At 61.9% G+C, this 21,621-nt stretch carries 22 protein-coding genes; 8 read left to right on the top strand and 14 right to left on the bottom strand.

What is annotated here, in order from left to right; all coding sequences use genetic code 11:
• Nucleotides 1-8: 8 nt before the first annotated feature.
• Complete coding sequence (locus A3722_RS09645) at nt 9-1,493, bottom strand: NAD-dependent succinate-semialdehyde dehydrogenase (protein ID WP_201722000.1); 1,485 nt, start codon at nt 1,491-1,493, stop codon at nt 9-11.
• Nucleotides 1,494-1,621: 128 nt separating this feature from the next.
• Nucleotides 1,622-2,155: an Lrp/AsnC family transcriptional regulator gene (locus A3722_RS09650; RefSeq protein ID WP_236627383.1), complete on the bottom strand. Its 534-nt coding sequence runs from the start codon at nt 2,153-2,155 to the stop codon at nt 1,622-1,624.
• Between the two features lie 22 nt (nt 2,156-2,177).
• Here A3722_RS09650 and ehuR point away from each other — a divergent pair, with 22 nt between their 5' ends.
• The 8 genes from ehuR to doeB all read left to right on the top strand — a co-directional run bounded on the left by ehuR (nt 2,178) and on the right by doeB (nt 10,197).
• On the top strand, nt 2,178-3,554 hold the full coding sequence (gene ehuR / locus A3722_RS09655) for a MocR-like ectoine utilization transcription factor EhuR (protein ID WP_067626387.1): 1,377 nt from the start codon (nt 2,178-2,180) through the stop codon (nt 3,552-3,554).
• 137 nt (nt 3,555-3,691) lie between these two features.
• Nucleotides 3,692-4,702: a TRAP transporter substrate-binding protein gene (locus A3722_RS09660; protein ID WP_067626378.1), complete on the top strand. Its 1,011-nt coding sequence runs from the start codon at nt 3,692-3,694 to the stop codon at nt 4,700-4,702.
• 76 nt (nt 4,703-4,778) lie between these two features.
• Complete coding sequence (locus A3722_RS09665) at nt 4,779-5,417, top strand: TRAP transporter small permease (RefSeq protein WP_201722001.1); 639 nt, start codon at nt 4,779-4,781, stop codon at nt 5,415-5,417.
• Nucleotides 5,418-5,420: 3 nt separating this feature from the next.
• Nucleotides 5,421-6,707, top strand: a complete 1,287-nt coding sequence (locus tag A3722_RS09670; RefSeq protein WP_067626375.1) for a TRAP transporter large permease — start codon at nt 5,421-5,423, stop codon at nt 6,705-6,707.
• Between the two features lie 12 nt (nt 6,708-6,719).
• On the top strand, nt 6,720-7,160 hold the full coding sequence (locus A3722_RS09675; RefSeq protein WP_067626374.1) for a universal stress protein: 441 nt from the start codon (nt 6,720-6,722) through the stop codon (nt 7,158-7,160).
• 17 nt (nt 7,161-7,177) lie between these two features.
• A complete protein-coding gene (locus tag A3722_RS09680) occupies nt 7,178-7,969 on the top strand; it encodes an aspartate/glutamate racemase family protein (RefSeq protein WP_161487438.1) in 792 nt (263 codons plus the stop codon).
• A gap of 60 nt (nt 7,970-8,029) precedes the next feature.
• Nucleotides 8,030-9,211, top strand: a complete 1,182-nt coding sequence (doeA, locus tag A3722_RS09685; protein WP_067626372.1) for an ectoine hydrolase DoeA — start codon at nt 8,030-8,032, stop codon at nt 9,209-9,211.
• Nucleotides 9,208-10,197, top strand: coding sequence for a N(2)-acetyl-L-2,4-diaminobutanoate deacetylase DoeB (gene doeB / locus A3722_RS09690; protein WP_067626371.1), 990 nt, complete (start codon nt 9,208-9,210; stop codon nt 10,195-10,197). Before doeA ends, doeB begins: the two co-directional genes overlap by 4 nt.
• Nucleotides 10,198-10,212: 15 nt before the next feature.
• On the opposite strand, the gene A3722_RS09695 is transcribed toward doeB, so the two are convergent.
• The 12 genes from A3722_RS09695 to A3722_RS09750 all read right to left on the bottom strand — a co-directional run.
• Nucleotides 10,213-11,172: an ABC transporter ATP-binding protein gene (locus A3722_RS09695; protein ID WP_067626369.1), complete on the bottom strand. Its 960-nt coding sequence runs from the start codon at nt 11,170-11,172 to the stop codon at nt 10,213-10,215.
• Nucleotides 11,169-12,146, bottom strand: coding sequence for an ABC transporter ATP-binding protein (locus A3722_RS09700; protein ID WP_067626367.1), 978 nt, complete (start codon nt 12,144-12,146; stop codon nt 11,169-11,171). The genes A3722_RS09695 and A3722_RS09700 overlap by 4 nt, the downstream gene beginning before the upstream one ends.
• A gap of 3 nt (nt 12,147-12,149) precedes the next feature.
• A complete protein-coding gene (locus A3722_RS09705; protein WP_067626365.1) occupies nt 12,150-13,055 on the bottom strand; it encodes an ABC transporter permease subunit in 906 nt (301 codons plus the stop codon).
• Nucleotides 13,055-14,062 (bottom strand): ABC transporter permease subunit, encoded by a 1,008-nt coding sequence (locus A3722_RS09710; RefSeq protein ID WP_067626363.1) that lies wholly within the window; start codon nt 14,060-14,062, stop codon nt 13,055-13,057. The genes A3722_RS09705 and A3722_RS09710 overlap by 1 nt, the downstream gene beginning before the upstream one ends.
• A complete protein-coding gene (locus A3722_RS09715) occupies nt 14,056-15,165 on the bottom strand; it encodes a M24 family metallopeptidase (RefSeq protein WP_067626361.1) in 1,110 nt (369 codons plus the stop codon). The genes A3722_RS09710 and A3722_RS09715 overlap by 7 nt, the downstream gene beginning before the upstream one ends.
• A 79-nt stretch (nt 15,166-15,244) precedes the next feature.
• Nucleotides 15,245-16,837, bottom strand: a complete 1,593-nt coding sequence (locus A3722_RS09720) for an ABC transporter substrate-binding protein (RefSeq protein WP_067626359.1) — start codon at nt 16,835-16,837, stop codon at nt 15,245-15,247.
• A 64-nt stretch (nt 16,838-16,901) separates the two neighbouring features.
• A complete protein-coding gene (locus tag A3722_RS09725; protein WP_067626358.1) occupies nt 16,902-17,492 on the bottom strand; it encodes a helix-turn-helix domain-containing protein in 591 nt (196 codons plus the stop codon).
• A 202-nt stretch (nt 17,493-17,694) separates the two neighbouring features.
• Nucleotides 17,695-18,501 (bottom strand): metallophosphoesterase family protein, encoded by an 807-nt coding sequence (locus A3722_RS09730; RefSeq protein WP_067626356.1) that lies wholly within the window; start codon nt 18,499-18,501, stop codon nt 17,695-17,697.
• Complete coding sequence (locus A3722_RS09735; protein ID WP_067626354.1) at nt 18,498-19,286, bottom strand: ATP-binding cassette domain-containing protein; 789 nt, start codon at nt 19,284-19,286, stop codon at nt 18,498-18,500. Before A3722_RS09735 ends, A3722_RS09730 begins: the two co-directional genes overlap by 4 nt.
• Nucleotides 19,279-20,253, bottom strand: a complete 975-nt coding sequence (locus tag A3722_RS09740) for an ABC transporter ATP-binding protein (RefSeq protein WP_067626352.1) — start codon at nt 20,251-20,253, stop codon at nt 19,279-19,281. The genes A3722_RS09735 and A3722_RS09740 overlap by 8 nt, the downstream gene beginning before the upstream one ends.
• A complete protein-coding gene (locus A3722_RS09745) occupies nt 20,250-21,068 on the bottom strand; it encodes an ABC transporter permease (RefSeq protein WP_067626350.1) in 819 nt (272 codons plus the stop codon). The genes A3722_RS09740 and A3722_RS09745 overlap by 4 nt, the downstream gene beginning before the upstream one ends.
• Nucleotides 21,065-21,621, bottom strand: a 557-nt coding sequence (locus A3722_RS09750) for an ABC transporter permease (protein WP_150120465.1), incomplete at its 5' end; no start/stop codon positions are given. The genes A3722_RS09750 and A3722_RS09745, both read right to left, overlap by 4 nt.

Raw genomic sequence — 21,621 nt, forward strand, 5'->3', positions numbered from 1 at the left:
TTCAAATCTCAGGCCCAGTCACGGCAGACGTATTTCACTTCCGTAAAGGCTTCGAGTCCCAGCCGCGACCCTTCGCGTCCGATGCCCGATTGTTTTGTCCCGCCAAAGGGGATCGGCGCGCCGGTCACCTTGGTGCGGTTCACCGCCACCATGCCGAAACACAGCGCCCGGCTGGCGCGGTAGATGCGGCGTGGGTCTTGGCTGTGGACATAGGCCACCAGCCCGTATTCCGTGTCATTGGCCCGTGTGATCGCCTCATCCTCACTGTCGAAGGCCGCGATGGCGGCCACGGGGCCAAAGGTCTCTTCGCGCATGATCAACGCGTCCGCAGGCACATCCGCCAGCACCGTCGGTTCAAAGAACAGCGGCCCTGCTGCGTGCCGCTTGCCACCACAAAGCAGCCGCGCCCCACGGTCAAGCGCATCTTTGACGTGCTCTTCTTGTTTGGCGACGGCTTTCTCGTTCATCAACGGCCCGATGTCGGGATCATCCGCGCCGACGCCCACGGTCAGCGCCTGCGTCGCTGCGGTGAATCGCGCGCAGAAGGTCGCATAGCTGTCGCGGGCAATAAAGAAGCGGTTGGCACCGAGGCAGTCTTGTCCGGAGGTGGCGAACTTGGCCTTGATCGCCTCTTCGACCGCGCGGTCCATATCGGCATCATCGAACATGATGAAAGGCGCATGGCCACCCAGTTCGAGGACCAAGCGTTTCACGCTGTCGGATGCTTGACGATACAGCAGTTTGCCGATCTCGGTGGAGCCGGTGAAGGAGATGGCCCGCACGCGGGTGTCTTCCATCCAAGGTTTCACGATCTCGGGGGCCTCCCCGGTGACGACGTTGAACACGCCTTTCGGCAGCCCCGCCTGTTCGCCCAATTCGGCCAGTGCCAGCGCCGAGAATGGCGTCTCTGCCGACGGGTGCGCCACCACGGTGCAGCCTGCCGCCAGCGCCGCACCTGCCTTGCGGGTCAGCATGGCAGAGGGGAAGTTCCACGGGGTGATCAGTGCGGCCACGCCCACCGGCTCGCGCCAGATTTCCACCTCTGCATCCGGCAGATGCGAGGTGACGCCTTCGATGTTGGGGCGGCGCGCCTCTTCGGAATAGAACTCAAAGAAAGACGCGGCATAGTCGATCTCTCCGCGCGATTCCGAGATGGGTTTGCCCTGTTCAGCGGTCATGATCCGCGCCAGATCCTCGCGATTCTCCAGCATCAGATCGCGCCAGCGGCGCAGGATGGCGCCACGCTCTTGCGGCAACAGCCCGGCCCAATGGGGAAAGGCGGCATGGGCGGCATCCACCGCGGCGCGGCTGTCGTCGGCGTTAAGCTTGGCAACCGACCCCAAGACCGCACCGCTTGCCGGGTCAGTCACCTTAAAGTCGTCGCTCTGCGCGCCAGCAACCCATGCGCCGCCGACATAGGCGAAATGGCGGGCCAGCTCGCCCCGGGTCAGCGCGGGCAGACCATCGGCGGGGGTTGGGCTCATCTTGGTCATCGGGCACCTCCTTGGGATGAATTGCCCCGAAGGTAACGCAGGATGTGGCGCGGGTTTGACCGAATATCACACCATCGGCAGGAGGTTTTGCGGCGCGGCCCCCTGCCCGCCGCAAAAACTACGGCGGCTCAGCTTTCGTCTTCGGGCAAGAGCAGCGACAGCGGCAGCGGCGCCGATTTGACCGATTTGGTGACCACATAGGTGAAATAGCGCGTCAGCCCGGCCTGCTGATCCAGCAGCGCATCCATCAAACGTTGGTAACTGTCGATGTCGCGGGTGACGACCTGTAGCAGATAGTCAAAGCCGCCGCCCAAGGCCCAGCACTGGACGATCTCATCATGCTGCGCGATTACGGCTTCGAAGCGTTGAAACGCCTCGGCACGATGATTGCCCAGTTCGGCCTGCACAAAGACGGTGACATGCGGGGCGATGCGGCGCAGGGCGATATGGGCCTGATAGCCGGTAATGATGCCCGCAGCCTCCAGCCGCGCCAGCCGTTCGCCGCAAGCGGTGGGACTAAGATGAACCTTGTCGGCAAGCGCAGATTTGGCGATGCGCCCCTCGCGAGAGAGGATCGACAGCACCGCGATATCGCGTTTATCCAGTTTGACAAAGCTCATGCCAGTTTCATGCGAGCGCAGGTCAGACTTGTCAATTGTCATGATTGTGGTGATCATCCAGATCATGACAAAATGGCACCCAGACCCCGGATCCCTGACCCGACCTGCCTACCGTTCACTCGTTCAGACGATTGAAACGGCGATTCAGAACGGTGTGCTCAAACCCGGAGACCGGATGCCAACGCAGCGCCAACTGGCGTTCGATCTGTCGCTTAGCGTGCAAACGGTCAGCCGCGCCTATGACAAGCTGGTTGAGGCGGGCAAGATCGTCGGAGAGGTGGGGCGCGGCACCTTTGTGCGTGCGGCGAGCGATGATATCTCCATGCCCTTCGTCAGCCGCAAGGCCGCTGGACGGTTGCTGGATATGTCGATCCTGAAACCCGTGCTGGATCACGCCCATGAAGAGGCGATGCAAAAGACGCTCCGCGCATTGGCACGCTCCCTGCCCCGCGCGATGATGGGCGGGTTTCGCCAAGACCTCCGCGCGGGAGACAGCAGCAGCGCGGTGCGGCGCTGGCTCTCGCTCTGTGGGCTGGATCTGGAGGGGATGGCAGTGATCCCGACCAATGGCAGCACCAGCGCGATGACCGTGGCGATGATGACGGCGGCCCAACCCGGCGATCTGATTGTTAGCGAAGACATCGGCCACCACACCCTGCGCCCCCTCGCCCGCTTTTTGGGCATCCGCCTGCAAGGGGTAACGGTTGACGCAGGCGGCATCTGCCCCGAGGCGCTGGAGCGGGTCTGTGCGAAAGAGCCTGTCAAAGCCGTCTACCTGATCCCCAACGGAGCCAATCCGCTGGCCTTCACCATGACCGAAAGCCGCCGCGCCGCGGTGATCGAGGTGGCAAGACGCCATGACCTGCTAATCATCGAAAACCAATCATGGGGGCCGCTGCAAGACGCGCCGCCACCGCCGATGGCAGCCATGGCGCCAGAACGTGTGCTCTATTTCACCAGCCTCACCAAATGCCTGATGCCGGGGCTGCGGGTCGGTTATCTGGTGGTGCCGGACCACCTTGGGGCCTCGGCGGCCAACCGGCATATGGTGACCAGTTGGATGGCCACCAATATGATGACCGAGATCGCCGGGCGCTGGATCGAGGAAGGCACCGCCCAAACCCTGCTCAACCGTCAGCAACTGGCCCTGCGCGACCGCGCCGATTTCGCCGCCAATGTCTTTCGCGGGCTCGACATGCGCACCAGTCCAAACGGGCTGCATCTTTGGCTGCCATGTCGTGACATTTACGAAGAGGCTGAACTGGTCAAATCCATCCGCGAGAGCGGCGTCGCCGTGGCCAATGGAGCCAGCTTTGCCATCGGCCCGCCAGACCGCCACCCCGGCCTGCGTATCGCCGTCGGGGGGCAATCCTTTCCTGAATTTGCCCGCGGGATTCGCATGATCGATGCAAGATTACGCAACAGGGGTAGGACAGAGTGACTGTGAGAGCGCCTCAAATTGTCATGGATCAATATTCACATTGACATGATTGGGATCGGTTTAAATGATCTAACAGTCAGGACATTAGTTTCGCTGCGGCCTTTGTGCTGCGCGGACAATAAATGAAAGGGAGTAACATGGCTATTTTCAAGACCGTAATCACCGGGGGTATCCTCGCAGCCGTGACGAGTGTCGCAGGCGCGGCCTCTGCCGACACATGGCGCTATGCCTTCGAAGAAGCACTCGACGAAGTGCAGGGCAAATACGCCCAGAAGTTCAAAGAAGAAGTCGAAGCGAACTCCGACCACGAAGTTCAGCTCTTCCCATACGGCACCTTGGGTGAATCCGTAGACACGATGGAGCAGGCACAGGCTGGCATCCTGCAGTTCGTCGACCAGTCGCCCGGCTTTACCGGCGCGCTGATCCCCGAGGCGCAGGTGTTCTTCGTGCCCTACCTGCTGCCGCAGGACGGTGAGCAACTCAACGAGTTTTTCCGCACCTCCAAGGCCATCAACGAGATGTTCCCCGCGCTCTATGCAGAGCAAGGTCTGGAACTGCTCAGAATGTTCCCCGAAGGCGAGGTCTGCATGACCACGCAAGAGCCGGTCAAAACGCCCGAAGACCTTAACGAGGTCAAGTTCCGCGTGATGACCAACCCGCTCTTGGTGGAAAGCTACAAGGCCTTCGGCGCGACACCGACACCGCTGCCATGGGGCGAGGTTTACGGCGCGATGCAGACCGGCATCATCCAAGGTCAGGAAAACCCCGGCTTCTATCTGGAATCCACCAAGATGTATGAGGTGACAGACGTCATCACCTGCATCGGCCACAACAACTTCACCACCGCTGTGATGGCCAACAAGGATTTCTATGACGGTCTGTCCGATGAGGACAAAGAGGTTGTGGAAAACGCATCCGACGCCGCATTCGACTATATCCTCGAATACCAGTCCGGCCTGCAGGAAAAGTCGCTGGAAAACATCGCAGCGGCGAAGCCCGACATGCAGATCAACATCCTGTCCGAAGAAGAGCGCCAGCCCTTCAAAGACAAGGCTGCATCGGTCGAAGAAGCCTTCATCGAGATGACAGGCGACAGCGGCAAAGAGATCCTTGAGCAATTCAAGGCCGACCTCGAAGCCGTTAAGTAAACGCATCCTTTCACCCTCCGGCACTGTCCGGGGGGTGACCTTATTTTGACGCGATCCATTTTGAACCATTCACGGGATGACGCCGGTGACGGAAGACAACCACAGTTCGCAACTGCAATCGCAGACAGACACCACCGGCACTGATGACGCCCCCGTTGGCACCTACAAATCCACCCTACCCGGCCCGCTGGGCACAATCGACAACGCGATCAGCTGGCTTGAGTCTGTGATGCTCGCCGCTGGTGTGTTGCTGATGGCCGCCAATACAATTGCCAATGTGGTAGGTCGTTTCGTCTTTCAAAGCTCGATCTTCTTTTCCGAAGAATTGAACAGCATCCTGATCATTCTCATCACTTTCGCGGGCATTTCCTATGCCGCGCGGCATGGGCGGCATATTCGCATGTCGGCGATTTTCGACGCCCTGCCCCCGCGCCCCCGCAAGGTGCTGATGATCTTCATTGCCTTTGTCACCGCCATCTTCATGTTCGGCCTCGCGTGGTACGCGCTGCAATATATCATGACCCAAGCCGGGCGTGGCCGCCTGTTGCCTGCGCTGCAAGTGCCGGTCTGGTGGACATTGGTCTGGGTGCCTTTCGGGTTCTTCATGACGGGGCTGCAATACCTGCTAACCGCCATCAAAAACATTATCGAGCCTGACATTTACCTGTCGACCAGCGTGCTGGAAGGCTACGACGACAACGAGCGGGAGGTCTAAGCGATGGCTGCTACCATTTTCTCCATCATGGTCGTCCTGCTGCTGCTGGGCTTTCCCATGATGATCCCGCTGATCGTCGGCGCGTTTGTTGGCTTCTATTCCCTCTTCGGCGGTTTCGGCCAGCTAGAGACGATGGTGCAGCAGATGATGGCTGGCGTCCGGCCCGCCTCGCTGATCGCCGTGCCGATGTTTATCTTTGCCGCCGATATCATGACGCGCGGCCAGTCCGCCGGGCGGCTGATTGATATGGTGATGTCCTTCGTGGGTCACATGAAGGGCGGTCTTGCGGTTGCCACGGCTGCGGCCTGTACCATGTTCGGCGCGGTCTCGGGCTCCACTCAGGCGACGGTCGTCGCCGTCGGCTCCCCCCTGCGGCCCCGGATGCTCAAGGCGGGCTACAAAGACAGCTTTGTGCTGGCGCTGATCGTGAATTCCTCCGACATCGCGTTTCTGATCCCGCCCTCCATCGGGATGATCATCTACGGCGTCGTCTCCAACACCTCGATTGCAGAACTCTTCATCGCGGGCATTGGGCCGGGCCTGCTGATCCTCGCGCTGTTTTCGGTCTATTCGGTGATCTACGCCTACCGCCACAACGTCCCCACCGAAGAGAAAGCCACATGGGGCGAGCGTGCCCGCGCGGTACAACAAGCGCTTTGGCCGCTGGGGTTTCCGGCGATCATCATCGGCGGCATCTACGGTGGCGTCTTCTCTCCGACCGAAGCTGCGGCGGCCTGTGTGCTTTACGCCATATTTCTTGAGATGATCGTCTTTCGTGAGATCAACTTTGCCGGCATCTATGAAACGGCGAAATCCACCGGGCTTATCACCGCCGTGGTCTTCATCCTTGTTGCGGCGGGCGCGGCCTTCTCTTGGGTGATCTCTTTTGCGCAAATCCCGCAGGCGGTTTTGGCGGGCATCGGGATCGACAGCATGGGGCCGATTGGGGTGCTCTTTGTAATCTCCATCGCCTTCTTCATCGGCTGTATGTTCGTGGACCCGATTGTGGTGATCCTCGTCTTCGTGCCGATCTTTGCGCCAGTGGTCGACTCGGTTGGCCTTGATCCAGTGCTGGTCGGCACGGTCATCACGCTGCAAGTCGCCATCGGCTCGGCCACGCCGCCCTTTGGTTGTGACATCTTCACCGCCATCGCGGTCTTCAAACGGCCCTATATGGAGGTCATCCGCGGCACCCCGCCTTTCATCATCATGTTGCTGAGCGTCTCGGTTGCCCTGATCTTCTTCCCACAGATCGCCTTGTTCCTGCGCGATCTGGCCTTTGCGAAATAAGAGGAGAGCGTCATGTTCACCCATATCCTCGCCCCCTATGACGGCTCGATCAATGCCGACCGCGCGCTGATGAAGGCGGCAGAGATGGCCAATCTGACCGGGGCGAAGGTAACGCTGCTGACGATCTACCGGCATCATTCGATGCTGGAGGCGTCGCTGTCGATGGTGCGGGTGAATGATCCGGGCAATATCGACGATGCGATGCAAGCCCATGCGACCGAGATCATCAGCCACGGCAAACAGTTGATGAAAGACGCAGGCGTCGAAAATGTGCGCGCTTTTGTGCGCTCGGGCCGACCCGCGCGGGCCGTGACCGAATTCGCCAAGAAACATGATGCCGACCTCATCGTCATCGGCTCTCGCGGGTTGGGGGCGACAGGCGATAGCTATCTGCTGGGATCGGTGTCACACAAAGTCACGGGGCTTGCGAAATGCCCTGTGCTTGTCGTCTAGATCAAAGGAATATTCAGGTGACACCCCCTGTGCAAAGCGAAACGCTTGAGTGCCGTTTGCGTGAAGATGAACCCGTGCGCCTTGGCGCGATGCTGCTGTCGACCGACATGACCTTTGAGCGTGACGCGGCGCGGTTGATCGACCCCGCGCAGGCCGCACTGCATGTGGCGCGGATCGCGTTTGAGAACCCCACCACCCCCGAACGCCTGCGTGCCATGACACCGGATATGGCACGCACTGCGGCGCTGCTGGTGCCGGGGATCAAGCTTTCGGCAATCGCCTTTTGCTGCACCTCGGCCTCTGTTGCCATCGGTAATCCTGCGGTACGCGAGGCCATCGGCGAAGGGCTCCCCGGCGTGCCGGTCATCACCCCCGCCTCTGCCGCCATCGCGGGCTTTGCCGCGCTTGGCGTGACGCGGGTGGCAATGCTCACCCCCTATCTGCCCGAAACCGCCGCGCCGCTGGCCGCCTATTTCGAGGAACAGGGCCTACAGGTCATGCGCAACGGCGCCTTCGGGTTGGAAGACGACCGCGACATGGCGCGGATCGACGACGAGAGCATCATCAACGGCGCCGCAGCACTGGACGGACCAGAGGTAGAGGCATTTTTCCTCTCCTGCACGTCCCTGCGCGGTGTCGACGTGATTGACCGGATCGAAGCCGCCTTGGGCAAGCCGGTCGTGACCTCCAATCAAGCGCTGTGCTGGGCTTTGCAACGGATGGGCGGGCTGTCGGGCCGTCCCGATGGCTATGGCCGTCTGTTCGACTGCGACATGCCAAGCGCCCATGCACAGGGCATCATTCCGTGATCCCGGCCCCTCTGGCCGGATCACAATATTCGGGTAACCAGACATGAAAGGGGCTGGCCTATGACCACGTATGAGGCGAATTTTACAAACAGCGAGTACCAGCGCCGGGTCGACCGAACGCGCAAGACCATGGCCGCGCGCAACATGGATGCGATCGTGGTCAGCGACCCGTCGAACATGTCGTGGCTCTCGGGCTATGACGGTTGGTCATTCTATGTCTACCAAGCGGTGATCGTGACCCATGAGGGAGAGCCCGTTTGGTGGGGCCGCGGCATGGACGCGCTTGGCGCAAGACGCACCGTCTTCATGGAGGATGACTGCATCCGCGGCTACGATGACAGCTACGTCCAGAACCCCGAAAAACACCCGATGGAAGACCTCTCGGCCCTACTGAGCGAAATGGGGTTAGAGAACGCGCGTATCGGCGTGGAGATGGACAACTACTACTACTCCGCCCGCGCCCATGACACGCTGAAGACCAAGTTGCCCAAGGCGACCTTTATGGATGCCACGGCGCTGGTGAATTGGGAACGCGCCGTGAAATCCGAGCGCGAGATCGAATATATGGAGCGCGCCGCGCGGATCGTCGAAGAGATGCACGTCCGCATCCTCGAAGTCGCTGTGCCGGGGATGCGCAAGAACGATCTGGTCGCCGAGATCTATGCCACCGGCATTCGCGGTGCGCAGGGCTTTTGGGGCGACTACCCCGCCATCGTGCCCATGGCTCCATCCGGCATGGACGCCACCGCCCCGCATCTGACGTGGGACGACCGGCCCATGCAGCCCAACGAGGCGACCTTCTTTGAAATCGCAGGTGCCCACCGTCGCTATCAGTGCCCGCAATCGCGCACGCTGTTTTTCGGGGATGTCCCGCAAAAATACCGCGACGCCGAACAGGCGGTGCTAGAGGCCATCGACGCAGGGCTGGAACAGGCCAAGCCGGGCAATAAGGCCGAGGACATCGCCAATGCCTTCAACAAGACGCTCAACAAGGCCGGGTTTGAGAAGGACAGCCGCTGCGGCTATGCCATCGGCATCAGCTATCCCCCCGACTGGGGCGAGCGCACGATCTCTTTCCGCCGGGGCGATACGACGATCCTAGAGCCAAACATGACCTTCCATTTCATGCCCGCGCTCTGGCTGGATGATGGCGGGCTAGAAATCACCGAGCCGATCCGCATCACCGAGACCGGCCATGAATGTTTCTGCACCACACCGCGAAAGTTGTTTGTTTCCGCATGACCAGCAATCCCATCACCCCGACCATCCCGCTCGACAAACCCGGCGCGCATCACGGTTTCCTGCGCCTGCCCTACAGCCGCGATGACAGCGCTTGGGGCTCTGTCATGGTGCCGATCACCGTCATTAATGGCGGCGACGGCCCTACGGCGCTGCTGACAGGCGGCAACCACGGCGATGAATACGAAGGCCCGATTGCCCTGCAAGAACTGGCGGCCACGCTGGATCCTGCGCAGATCAAAGGTCGCGTTATTATCCTGCCGATGATGAACCAACCCGCCTTCGCCGCTGGCCGCCGCTGTTCACCCATCGACGGCGGCAATATGAACCGCAGCTTTCCGGGCAGCCCCGGCGGCACGGTAACCCAAAAGATTGCGCATTACATCGCCACCGAACTGGTGCCGCTGGCCGACATCGTGCTGGATTACCACTCTGGCGGGCGCACGCTGGATTTCCTGCCCTTCGCCGCCGCGCATATCCTGCCCGACAAGAAACAGGAGGCCGCCTGCATGGCCGCGATGGAGGCCTTCAACGCCCCCTATTCGATGAAGATGCTGGAGATCGACAATCGCGGCATGTTCGACACCGAAGTAGAGGAACAGGGCAAGGTCTTCGTCACCACCGAGCTTGGCGGCGCGGGCACGTCGACGGCCAAAAGCGTCGCCGTCGCCCGCAAAGGCGCGTGCAATTTGTTGATCCATGCAGGGATTTTGACTGGCGAGCCCGAGATGGCTGAGACCGTGATGCTCGACATGCCCGATGGGCGCTGCTTCACCTTTAGCGAGACGAATGCGCTGCTGGAGCCGCTGGTCGATTTGGGGGATGAAGTGACCGAGGGCCAAGCCATTGCGCGGCTCTGGCCCAGCGACCGCAGCGGTCAGCCCGCAATTACCGCCCATGCGCAGCTTAGCGGCATCCTGACCGCCCGGCATGTGCCGGGACTGGTCAAGATGGGCGATTGCATCGGGGTGGTGGCGCAGGTGGTCTGACCCACCTGCAACGCCTCATTCGTCGACGGGGAAGTAGCAGGCTGCCGGATGCGGCGCGCCCTCAAGCACGGGGCGCTCTTTCCGGCAGACATCCTGCACCTTCCAGCAGCGCGGGGCAAAGGGGCAGCCCTCGGGGATCGCCAGTGGGGAGGGCAGTTCGCCCTGTAGCTTGATCCGCTCTTTGCCGCCTTCGGGGTCAGCGCGTGGGGTCGCGGAGAGCAGCGCCGCCGTATAGGGATGGCGCGGGTTCTCAAAGACTTCGTCTTTCGGCCCCTTCTCAACCGCGCGGCCCAGATACATGACGATCACATCGTCAGCCACATGGCGCACGACAGAAAGGTCATGGCTAATGAACAGATACGCCAGCTGCATCTTCTCCTGAAGGTCCACCAACAGGTTCAGGATCGCCGACTGGATCGACAGATCAAGCGCCGAGACGGGCTCATCCAGCACCAGCACCTTCGGGTCCAACATCAACGCCCGCGCCACCGCGATCCGCTGGCGCTGACCGCCCGAGAACATATGCGGGTAGCGGTCGTAGTGTTCAGGCCGCAGACCGACAAGGCGCAGCATCTCGCGGGCCTTCTCTTCACGTTCCTTCTTGGACATGTCCTTGCGGTTGATAACCAGCGGCTCTTGCAGGATCGTGCCGATCTGCTGGCGCGGGTTCAGCGAGCCGTAAGGGTCTTGGAACACGATCTGAACATGCTGGCGCAGGTCGGCCCAATCCTCGGGCCGGACCGCTTTGCCGTCGAGCGTCAGCGAGCCTGCGGTCGGCTCTTCGATCATTGTGACCATGCGTGCCAGCGTGGACTTGCCACAGCCGCTTTCGCCCACCACGGCCAGCGTCTTGCCGGGGTGCAGTTGGAAATCGAGGCCCGCGACGGCCTTGAGCGTCTGGGTCTTGCGCAGGAAGCCGCCACCAACCTGATAGTGACGCTCCAGCGCGTCGGCGGTCATTACGGGGGCAGTCATGACGCGACCCTTTCATCGGTATTCAGCGGATAGAAACAACGGGCCTTGCCCAGTTCCTCGCTCAGCGGTGGCGGGTTCTCGGCGCGGCATTTGTCGTTGGCGAACTTGCAGCGCGGGGAGAACAGGCACCCGGCAGGGCGATCGAACTGGCCCGGCACCACGCCGGGGATTGTCGGCAGGCGTTTTTCGGTCGCGCGTTCCGGCAATGCGTCTAAGAGCGCCGCCGTATAAGGGTGATGCGGCTCGCGGAAGAGCGGCAGCACCTGCTGCTCTTCGATCTTCTGACCGGCATATTGCACCGAGACACGCTCGGCGGTTTCGGCCACCACGCCCATGTCATGAGTGATCAGCACCAGCCCCATGCCGGTCTCTTCGCGCAGGGAGGTCAGCAGATCGAGGATCTGCGCCTGAATGGTCACGTCGAGCGCGGTTGTCGGCTCATCCGCGATCAGAAGCTTGGGTTTACAAGCAATCGCCATGGCGATCATCACGCGCTGGTTCATCCCGCCCGACATCTGGTGCGGGAAGACGGAAAGGCGCTTTTCCGGGTCCGGGATGCCGACCTGCTCAAAGAGTTCAATCGCCCGCTTGTGCCGCTCGGCCCGGTTCAGCCCAAGGTGAAAGCGCAGGGATTCTTTGATCTGCCAGCCCACTGGGAAGCAGGGGTTGAGCGAGGACATCGGCTCTTGAAAGATCATCGCAAGGTCATTGCCGACAATCTTGCGCCGGGCGCGCTTGTCCATTTTCAGCAGGTCATGACCGTCGAAGGTCAGCTCATCGGCGGTGACGGTGGCGGTCCAAGGCAGCAGGCCCATCAGCGCCAGCATCGACACCGACTTGCCCGAGCCACTTTCGCCGACGATGGCGAGGATCTCACCGGTGTCGACATCTTGGTCAACCGAGTCCACGGCGCGGAACTTGCCCGAGGCGGTGGCGAAATCGACCGAGAGGTTGCGGATACGCAGAAGAGACATCAATCAGCTCCGCTTTAGTTTCGGATCAAGGGCGTCGCGTAGCCCGTCACCCATGAGGTTGATCGCCAACACGGTGACGAGGATCGCAAGGCCGGGGAAGGTCACGACCCACCACGCCCGCAGAATGAACTCGCGCGCTTCGGCCAGCATGGTGCCCCATTCGGGCGTGGGCGGCTGCGCCCCCATGCCGAGGAAGCCAAGCGCGGCGGCATCAAGGATCGCGGTCGAAAACGACAGCGCGGCCTGCACGATGATCGGCGCAAGGCAGTTCGGCAGCACGGTCACGACCATCAGCCGCAGCGTGCCAGCACCGACAACACGGGCCGAGGTCACGTAGTCTTTCTGCCGCTCCGAGAGCACGCTCGCCCGTGTCAGACGCACGTAATGCGGCTGCAACACAATCGCGATGGCGATCATCGCATTGGTCAGCGACGGCCCAAGGATGGCCACGAGCACCAGCGCCAGCAGCAGCGACGGGAAGGCCAGAATGATGTCCATGATCCGCATGATGATCGTGTCGAGCCACTTGGGCGCGAAGCCCGAGATCAACCCGATGATGATCCCGCCAGAAGCGGCGATAGACACCACGACGATGCCAACGAAGAAGGAGTAGCGCGCACCAACAATCAGGCGCGACAGCATATCGCGGCCCAGTGGGTCGGTGCCGAGGATATGGCTCCACGTGCCACCGTCCTGCCAGACAGGCGGCTGCAGCGTCGCAGCGCGGAACTGTTGGGTCGCGTCATGCGGGGCGATCCACGGGCCGAACAGCGCCAGAAAGGCGAAGACGGAAAAGATCCACAGGCCAATCACGGCCCCACGGTTTTCGCGGAAATAGAACCAGAATTCGCGCAGGCGTCCGGGGCGCGCGTGGACCATTTCGGCTTCGGCAGAGAGTGCGTCGTCCATTAGCGTTTCCTGATCTTGGGGTTGATGATGCCATAGAGCATGTCAACGGTGAGGTTCACGACCATGACCATGACGGCGATCAGCAGCAGGCCACCCTGCACCACCGGGTAGTCGCGGCGGAAAATGCTGTCGACCATCCACTTGCCGATGCCCGGCCAGCTAAAGATCGTTTCGGTCAGAATGGCGCCCGCCAGCAGCGTGCCGACCGACAGGCCGATCACGGTGATGACGGGAATAAGCGCGTTGCGCAGGGCGTGGATACCATTGATCCGCCCCGGGGACATGCCCTTGGCCCGCGCGGTGCGGATGTAGTCTTCGCCCAGCACTTCGAGCATGGCCGAGCGGGTCTGCCGTGCGATCACCGCCAGTGGGATGGTGCCCAGCACGATGGTCGGCAGCAACAGGTGCCGCAGCGCCGAGGTAAACGCCCCGTCCTGCCCCGAGGCGATGCTGTCGATCAGCATGAAGCCCGTGGCATTGGGGAAGTAGTATAGCAGATCAATCCGGCCCGAGACTGGCGTCCAGCCCAAGTTGCCCGAGAAGACGATGATCAGCAGCAGCGCCCACCAGAAAATCGGCATCGAATAGCCCACAAGTGCGGTCGACATCAGCGCCCGGTCAAAGAACTTGCCCCGGTTCACCGCAGCAATCACCCCCGCCGGCAGGCCCAAGGCCACGGCAAAGATCATCGCGCAGACCGACAGTTCCAACGTCGCCGGGAAGAGCGAGAAGAACTCATCCCAGACAGGCCGTTTGGTCACGAAAGAGTTGCCCAGATCGCCTTGTAGAACGCCGGTGAAGTAGTCCCAGAACTGCACATAGATCGGCCTGTCAAAGCCGAACTGCTGCTGCAGTTCCAAGTAGCGTTCTTCGGAAATGCCCCGCTCGCCCGCCATGACGACAATCGGGTCGCCGGGCAGCATGCGGATAAAGGCAAATGAAATCAGCGTGACGCCGATAAAGGTCGGGATGAAGGTCGCAAGGCGCGACAAGACATATTTCAGCACGGGAGCACCATCAGTTCCTTCGGAAAGTTGGTCAGGGATTTGTAGCCATCTTCGGTGATCAGCACGTCATCTTCGATGCGCACGCCAAAGTTGCCGATCTCATAGAGGCCGGGTTCATTGGTGTACACCGTTCCGGCGGGTAAAGTCATATGGTTGCCGCGCATGATATAGGGCGCTTCATGCACATCGCGGCCAAGGCCGTGGCCGGTCTTGGTGCGGATGCGGTCGGCATAGGGCGAGGCTTCGAGGACCGAAATCACCACATCGTCGATTTCATGCGCGGTGACACCGGCGCGGGTGGCCTCCAGCCCGGCGAGGTTGGCGCGCAGCACGGTGTCATAGACTTCGCGCCCCTCCTCGCTGACATGGCCGAGGAAAACGGTGCGGGTGATGTCGGCGGCAAAGCCGTTCTTGCGCGCGCCGAAATCAATCAGCAGCGCATCGCCCGCTTTGACGCGGTAATTTTCGCGCGCTTTGGCATGGGGGCGGGCCGAGCCATCACCGGCAGCGACGATGGGCGCAAAGGACAGATCATCGGCCCCTTCGGCAAAGACCATCTGCACCAGTTTCTGTTCGATCTCTTTCTCGGTCTGGCCGAGCTTCACGGAATCGAGTGTCGCGCGCAGGGCGCGTTCGGAAATGCTGATCGCCTCTTGCAGGGCGGCAACCTCGGCCTCAGTCTTGATCATGCGCGGGGCGGAAATTTCACGCTCGGCGTCGATGATCCGCAGGTCGGGCTGCGCTTTCTTTAGCGCGTGATGCACAAAGACGCGCATCACTTGGCCCTCAACGGCCAGCGAGGTGATGTTCAGATGCTCGGTCAGCGCGGCAAAGGCATCGTCATAGCCTGTTTGATCGCGCCAATCGAAAACGGCACCGTCAAAGCCGACCAATTCCCAGCTGCCCAGTTCAAGGTTTGGCACCAAGGCGGCGGCGGGGCCGCGGGCCGGGATCACCAGAACAAAGGGGCGTTCGTGGCTCATGAAGGCATGGTCGACAGCGCGGGTGAAATTCGGGCCGGGCACCAGCGCCACGGCGTCCACCGATAGGTCAGCGGCGATATCGGCATAGGCCGAGAGGCGATCATTCAGTGAATTGGACAAGGTAAGGCTTCCCGGCGGTAGAGGTTAATAAAATGGGGACGGCATGGAATGCCGCCCCCCTTTGATCAAAGCGGCAGGGTTACTGCTTCAGGCCAACTTGGTTGAAGATGTGGCCACCCAGCGGGTGCACGACATAGTTTTCAACTTCGGGGCGCATGGTCATGTAGACAACCGAATGCGCGATGGTGGCCCAAGGTGCTTGATCCTTGAAGATCTGCTGCGCTTCTTCGTACAGCGGCGCACGCTCTTCTTGGGTCGGCAGAACCTTGGCTTTCTGGATCAGCGCGTCGAATTCCTCGTTGCACCACTGGGCGCGGTTGGATTTCTCGACACCGTCACAGCCCAGCAGAACCGCGAGGAAGTTGTCTGGGTCGCCGTTGTCACCGGTCCAACCCAGCAGCACCGCGCCATCACGGTCTTTCGACTTGGAGCGCTCAAGATACTCACCCCATTCGTAGGAGACGATTTCAACATCGACGCCAACTTTGGAGAAGTCTTCTTGCATCAGCTCGGCCATACGGCGGGCGTTGGGGTTGTAGGGACGCTGAACCGGCATCGCCCAGATCTTCATGGACAGGTCGGTGACGCCTGCTTCCTCGAGCATCGCCTTGGCGGCCTCGGGGTCATAGTTGTCGTCTTCGATGGCGTCGTTGTAAGACCACATGGTCGGCGGCAGCGGGTTCTTGGCGATTTCGCCGGAGCCCTGGAACACCACGTCGATGATCGCCTGCTTGTCGATCGCCATGTTCAGCGCCTTGCGGACATCGGCGTTGTCAAAGGGCGCGACCTGCGTGTTGTAAGCCAGATAGCCGACGTTCAGACCTTCTTGCTCCATCACGACAATGTCTTCGGCGTCTTTCATCGCCTGAACATCGGCAGGGTTCGGATATGCCGTCACGTGGCACTCACCCGCCTGCACCTTTTGGTAGCGGACCGAAGCGTCAGGCGTGATCGCGAAGATCAGGCTTTCGACTTTGGCCGGATCGCCCCAGTATTCGTCGTTCCGCAGGTAACGGATGACCGCGTCTTTCTGGTAGGCTTGGAACTGGAACGGGCCTGTGCCGATGGGCGCTTGGTTCACCATTTCGGGTGTGCCAGCTTCCATCATCGCGTCGGCATATTCTTTCGATACGATTGAGGCGAAATCCATGGCCATGTTGGCGATGAAAGGCGCTTCGGGGCGGGTCAGGTTGAAGGCCACGGTGTAATCGTCGACCTTTTCGATGCTCTCGATCAGGTCGGGCATGGACATGCCGCCGTAGTATTCCCATGTGCCGCCGGAAACGGTGTGATAGGGGTTTTCTTCGTTGCCCTGACGGTCAAAGCTGAAGATCACGTCGTCAGCGTTGAAATCGCGTGTCGGTGTGAACTGGTCGTTGGAGTGGAACTTCACCCCTTCGCGCAGCTTGAAGGTGACCTTCATGCCGTCTTCGCTGACTTCCCAGCTTTCAGCCAGCGCGGGGATGACTTCGGTCGTGCCGACTTTGAACTCGGCCAGACGGTTGTAGATCGGGTGGCTGGAGGCGTCGAAGGTGGTGCCAGCGGTGTAAAGCGCGGGGTCAAAACCCTCGGGCGAGCCTTCGGAGCAATAGACCAGCGCTTGGGCCGATGCGGCTGTGGCACCCAGTGCCGCCAGCATGGCGCCGGTGGCCAATTTCGTTGTAAAAGACATAATATTCACTCTCCTGATTGGTATGTTTTTTGGCAGCGGTTTGTCCGCCGCAGGTGATACGCCCTTACGGGCGAGACGACGCGAATGCGGTGGCTAATGCCCCTTCATTCGGACGTATTCTATTGGCGCCGGCGGCCTGTTCGTATTGCATCCGGCCCACCCAAAGGACGCGGGCGGGCTTGTCGGTTTTGTTGGACCAAGAATGCGGGCTGCTGCCGAGGTAATGCAGGCTGTCGCCGGGCCGCATGATATGCTCCCCCCCATCGACGACCTGCGCGATCTCACCTTCAAGGATATAGATCACCTCTTCGCCCTCATGCACGACCTCTTCCGAGGCGTAGCCCGGTGGCACGTTCATGATGTAGGAGGACAGCTCATGGCCGGGAAAATCCGCGCCGATCTTCTCATATTCGATGGAAGACCCCGACACGGCAAAGCGGGGACGCTCATCCGCGCGGGTCAGGCTGTCTTGGGTCTTGGGGGTATGGATGAAAAAGCTGACTTCGACCTGAAGCGCGACGGCAATCTGCGACAGGGTGCCCAGCGACGGCGTGGCCCGGCCCCGCTCAACTTGGCTCAGATAACCGACCGACACGCCAGAGGCTTCGCCCAACTGCTGCAAGGTCAGGGACAAACGATGACGTTGCTTGCGCATACGTGCGCCAAGCGTGGATACACTGTCGCCATTGGCAGTCGGCAAATTCACCCTCCCCGTGAACAGCGGCCCGATCTTGCGCCGGGCGCAGCCATTTCGTCTCTCGTTGTGTGCGAGTAAAAAAGTTGAGGGTCAACAAAAATTTTTTTACTGCGGCGCAGCATGGGGCCTATAGCGACGACTTTGCGCGGCGGTTGCTGTTCTATTCAAAGGATTTTAGCTGCTCACGATCAATCCGCGCCAATTCACGCGCCGTCGGGTCAAGCGGCGCGAAAGAAACACTCAGCCCGCTGGGATGCCATTCGCAGATCCCGAATCCGGTGCCCTCAACGATGCGCAAATCGCGGGTTTCGGTCAGATCGATGGTAGAATGCAGCCCGTTGGAGATCACCACCGGGATGCCGTGCCAATGGCTCACCCGGTTCACATGCACATGGCCCGAAAGGATCCCCGCCATATGCTGTCCCTTTAACATTGCAGCCAAACGCGCGCTGCTGGCCTTATCCAAACTGCCCCACGCCAGCGCTTCGGGATCAATGCGCGGCGGGTGGTGAATGACCAAGAGTTTCGCCAGTTCGGGGTGACGCTGCAGCGCTGCCTGTAGAAACTCGAACTGCGCGTCATCCAGCGCCCCGGCCACCTTGCCCGGTACACTGCTGTCCAGCGCAATAACATGCAGATCACCCTGCGGCGCGTCGTGGAAATAGGGCGCATCAGCCAGCCCCGGCGCAAAGACCGCGTTAAAACCGGCGCGTTTGTCGTGGTTGCCAAGGGCCATCACCAGCGGCGCTTTCAGCGGGGCCGTGATCTCGTGCACCAGCGCATAGCTTTCCCGGTCGCCCTGATTGGTCAGATCGCCGCTGGCCACGACAAAGTCGGGCTGCGGGTCCATCGCGTTGATCACCTCAACCACGCGGCGCAGGGTGGCGGGCGTGTCGCTTTGCAGATGCGGGTCGGCCAAATCGGGGTGCGAGATATGCAGGTCGGTCAGGTGGACGAAACGGGTCATGGGCGTACTCCTGCGGCTGTCAGCAGGGTTTTCGTATAAGGGTGCTTGGGCGCGCGCAACACATCAGCGGCCGCACCGCTCTCAAGCGTTTTACCGTGCTGCAGCACCAGCACCCGGTCACAGACCGCCCCCACCACCGCGAGGTCATGGCTGATGAACACCATCCCGAGGCCCAGATCATCTTGCAGGTCCATCAGAAGATTAAGGATTTGCGCCTGAACCGAGACATCAAGGGCCGAGACCGCCTCATCCGCGACCAAAAGCGCGGGGCGGGTGATGATGGCGCGGGCGATGGCGATGCGCTGGCGCTGCCCGCCCGAGAATTCATGCGGATATTTGCCTGCGTCGGCTGGATGCAGCCCGACCTGCGCCAAGGCTTCGGCGACGCGATGGGTAATATTCTCCGTCTCGCCATTGGCGCGCAGAGGCTCGGCGATGGACCAGCCAATGCGGCGGCGCGGGTTGAGCGAGCCGAAAGGGTCTTGAAACACCATCTGAAAACCGCGCCGCAGCCGGCGCAGCTCTTCGCCCCGAAGCTCATGCAGATCGCGCCCTTGAAACAGCACCTCCCCCGCGTCCGGGCGCTCAAACGCCATGATGAGCCGCGCCAATGTCGATTTGCCCGAACCGCTTTCGCCGACCACGCCCAAGGTCTCGCCCGCGTGCAGCGAAAACGCCGCCCCCTCCAGCGCGGTCAGCACCGGCGGGGCGCGCAGCAGGCTTTGACGCGGCAGCTTGTAGCGGCGGGTCAGGTTGCGGACCTGCAAGAGCGGCGCGTCAGTCATGCCGCGGCTCCGTCAGCAAATGACAGGCGGCGCCGCGCCCCGTTTCAGTCTGCGCAAAGGCCGGGCGCTGCGTGGCGCAATGGGGCAGCTCAGCCGGGCAGCGCCCCGAGAAACGGCAGCCCAACGGCAGCGCATGCAGCGGCGGCACAGTGCCGGGAATGGTCGGCAGCCTGCGGCGCTTTCCTTGGGCATCCCGCCCTGCCACACCGGCATCGGGCCGCGCACCCAAGAGCCCCTTGGTATAGGGATGCGCGGGCGCGCCAAGCACCTCTGCCGTGCGGCCCCGCTCAACCATATCGCCAGCATACATCACCACAATATCTTCGGTGGCGCGCGCCACGGCGGCAAGGTCATGGCTGATGAAAACCAGCGCCATTTGCCGCTCCCGCGCGAGCCGTTGCAACAGGTCGGTGATCCGCAGCGCGACATTGGCATCCAGCGCCGTGGTCGGCTCATCCGCGATCAGCAGCATCGGATTGCAGGCCAAGGCCAGCGCGATCAGCACCCGCTGGCGCTGCCCGCCCGACATCTCATGCGGGAATTGCCGCAGGCGTCGATTTGGGTCGGGAATGCCCACCTCTTCGAACAGGCTCAGCGCGCGGGCGCGGGCCGCGCGGCGCGTCAGGCCATCATGCAATAACATCGGCTCCATCACCGTGTCGCCCACCCGCCGCAGCGGGTTGAGCGCCGCCATCGGCTCCTGAAACACCATCGCGACGCGGCGGCTGCGCAGCCTCTGCCAGTCCCGCTCGGCCGCGCGGGCCATATCCTGCCCGTCGATGCGAAGCTGTCCGGTCAGGCGCGCGCTGTCGGGGGCCATGCCCATCAGGCACAGGGCCAGAAGCGTCTTGCCCGAACCGCTTTCACCCACGACACCCAAGCGGTCGCCGCGCTCGATCACCAGATTGGCATCACGCAGCGCCGCCGCATGGCCGAAATGGACCGAGAGATTGCTGAGTTCGATCATCGCGCGCGCGCCAGTCTCGGGTCGGTGATATCGCGCAGCCCGTCGCCCAGAAGGCCGAACCCCAGCACCGCCACAACGATGCAAAGGCCGGGATAGATCGCCAGTTGCGGGGCGAGATACATCAAGGTCTGCGCCTCCGACAACATCCGCCCCCAGCTTGAGGCGGGCGGCTGTGCGCCAAGGCCGAGATAGCTCAGCGCCGCTTCGGCCAAAATCGCTACGGCAAACTCGATGGTGGCCTGCACGATGATTGCGGCGGCGATATTGGGCAGGATGTGATCGCGGCTGATCGCAAAGCGCCCCCGCCCCGCCGCGCGTGCCGCGGCGACATAATCGCGCGTCCAGATTTGGTTGGCAGAGGCACGGGTGACGCGGGCGAAGATGGGGATGTTGATGAATGAGATCGCCAGTACCGCATTGGTCAGCGACGGCCCAAAGACCGCCGCCAGCATGATCGCAAAGAGCAGCGCGGGAAAGGCGAAGCCCAGATCGGCCAGCCGCATCACCGCATCCTCGACCCAGCCGCCGAGTGCCGAGGCGAGCAGGCCAAGCGCCACACCGATGCTGCCGCCCAGCAGCACCGCCACCAGCGCCACGGTCATCGAATTACGCGCCGCCGCCATCAGTTGCGCCACCACGTCGCGGCCCAACTGATCGGTGCCTAGCCAATGCTCTGCCGAAGGCGGCGCGAATTTGGTCGAGATCGACATCGTCTGCGGGTCATGCGGGGTCCAGATCAGCGACAGCGCCGCCACCCCAACCACGAGGGTGACCAGCACCGCGCCCAGCAGAAAATTCGCCGGAAGCGGCCTCATGCTCGGGCCTTCAGCCGGGGGTCGATGACCACGTAAAGCAGGTCGACCACGAAATTCGCCGTCACCACGATGGCGGCGAAAAGCATCACCAGCGCCTGCACCGTGGGCAGGTCACGGTTGGCGATGGACTGAAAAATCAGCCGCCCCAGCCCCGGCAGGTAAAAGACGTTCTCAATCACGATGGTGCCGGTGACCAACGCGGCGAATTGCATGCCCACGATGGTCACGATCGGCACCAGCGCATTGGGCAGCACATGCCGCCAAAGCACCCGCCGCCGCGACAACCCACTGGCCCGCGCGGTGCGCACGAAGTCCAGCCGCATCACCTCCAACGCCGAAGACCGCGTGACCCGTGCCAGCACCGCCGACTGTACCAGTGCCAGCGCCACCGTGGGCAGAATGAGCGAGCGCAGCGCAGCGACCGGATCGTCCCAGCCCGCAAAGCCCCCGGGCGGCAGCCAGCGCAGCTTCACCGCAAAGAGCATCACCAGCAGGATCGACAGCCAGAAGGCGGGCACCGCAATGCCGAGCTGGCTGAGAAACATCACCCCCC

The organism is Sulfitobacter sp. HI0027, from assembly GCF_001634775.1.
Classification (GTDB): domain Bacteria; phylum Pseudomonadota; class Alphaproteobacteria; order Rhodobacterales; family Rhodobacteraceae; genus Sulfitobacter.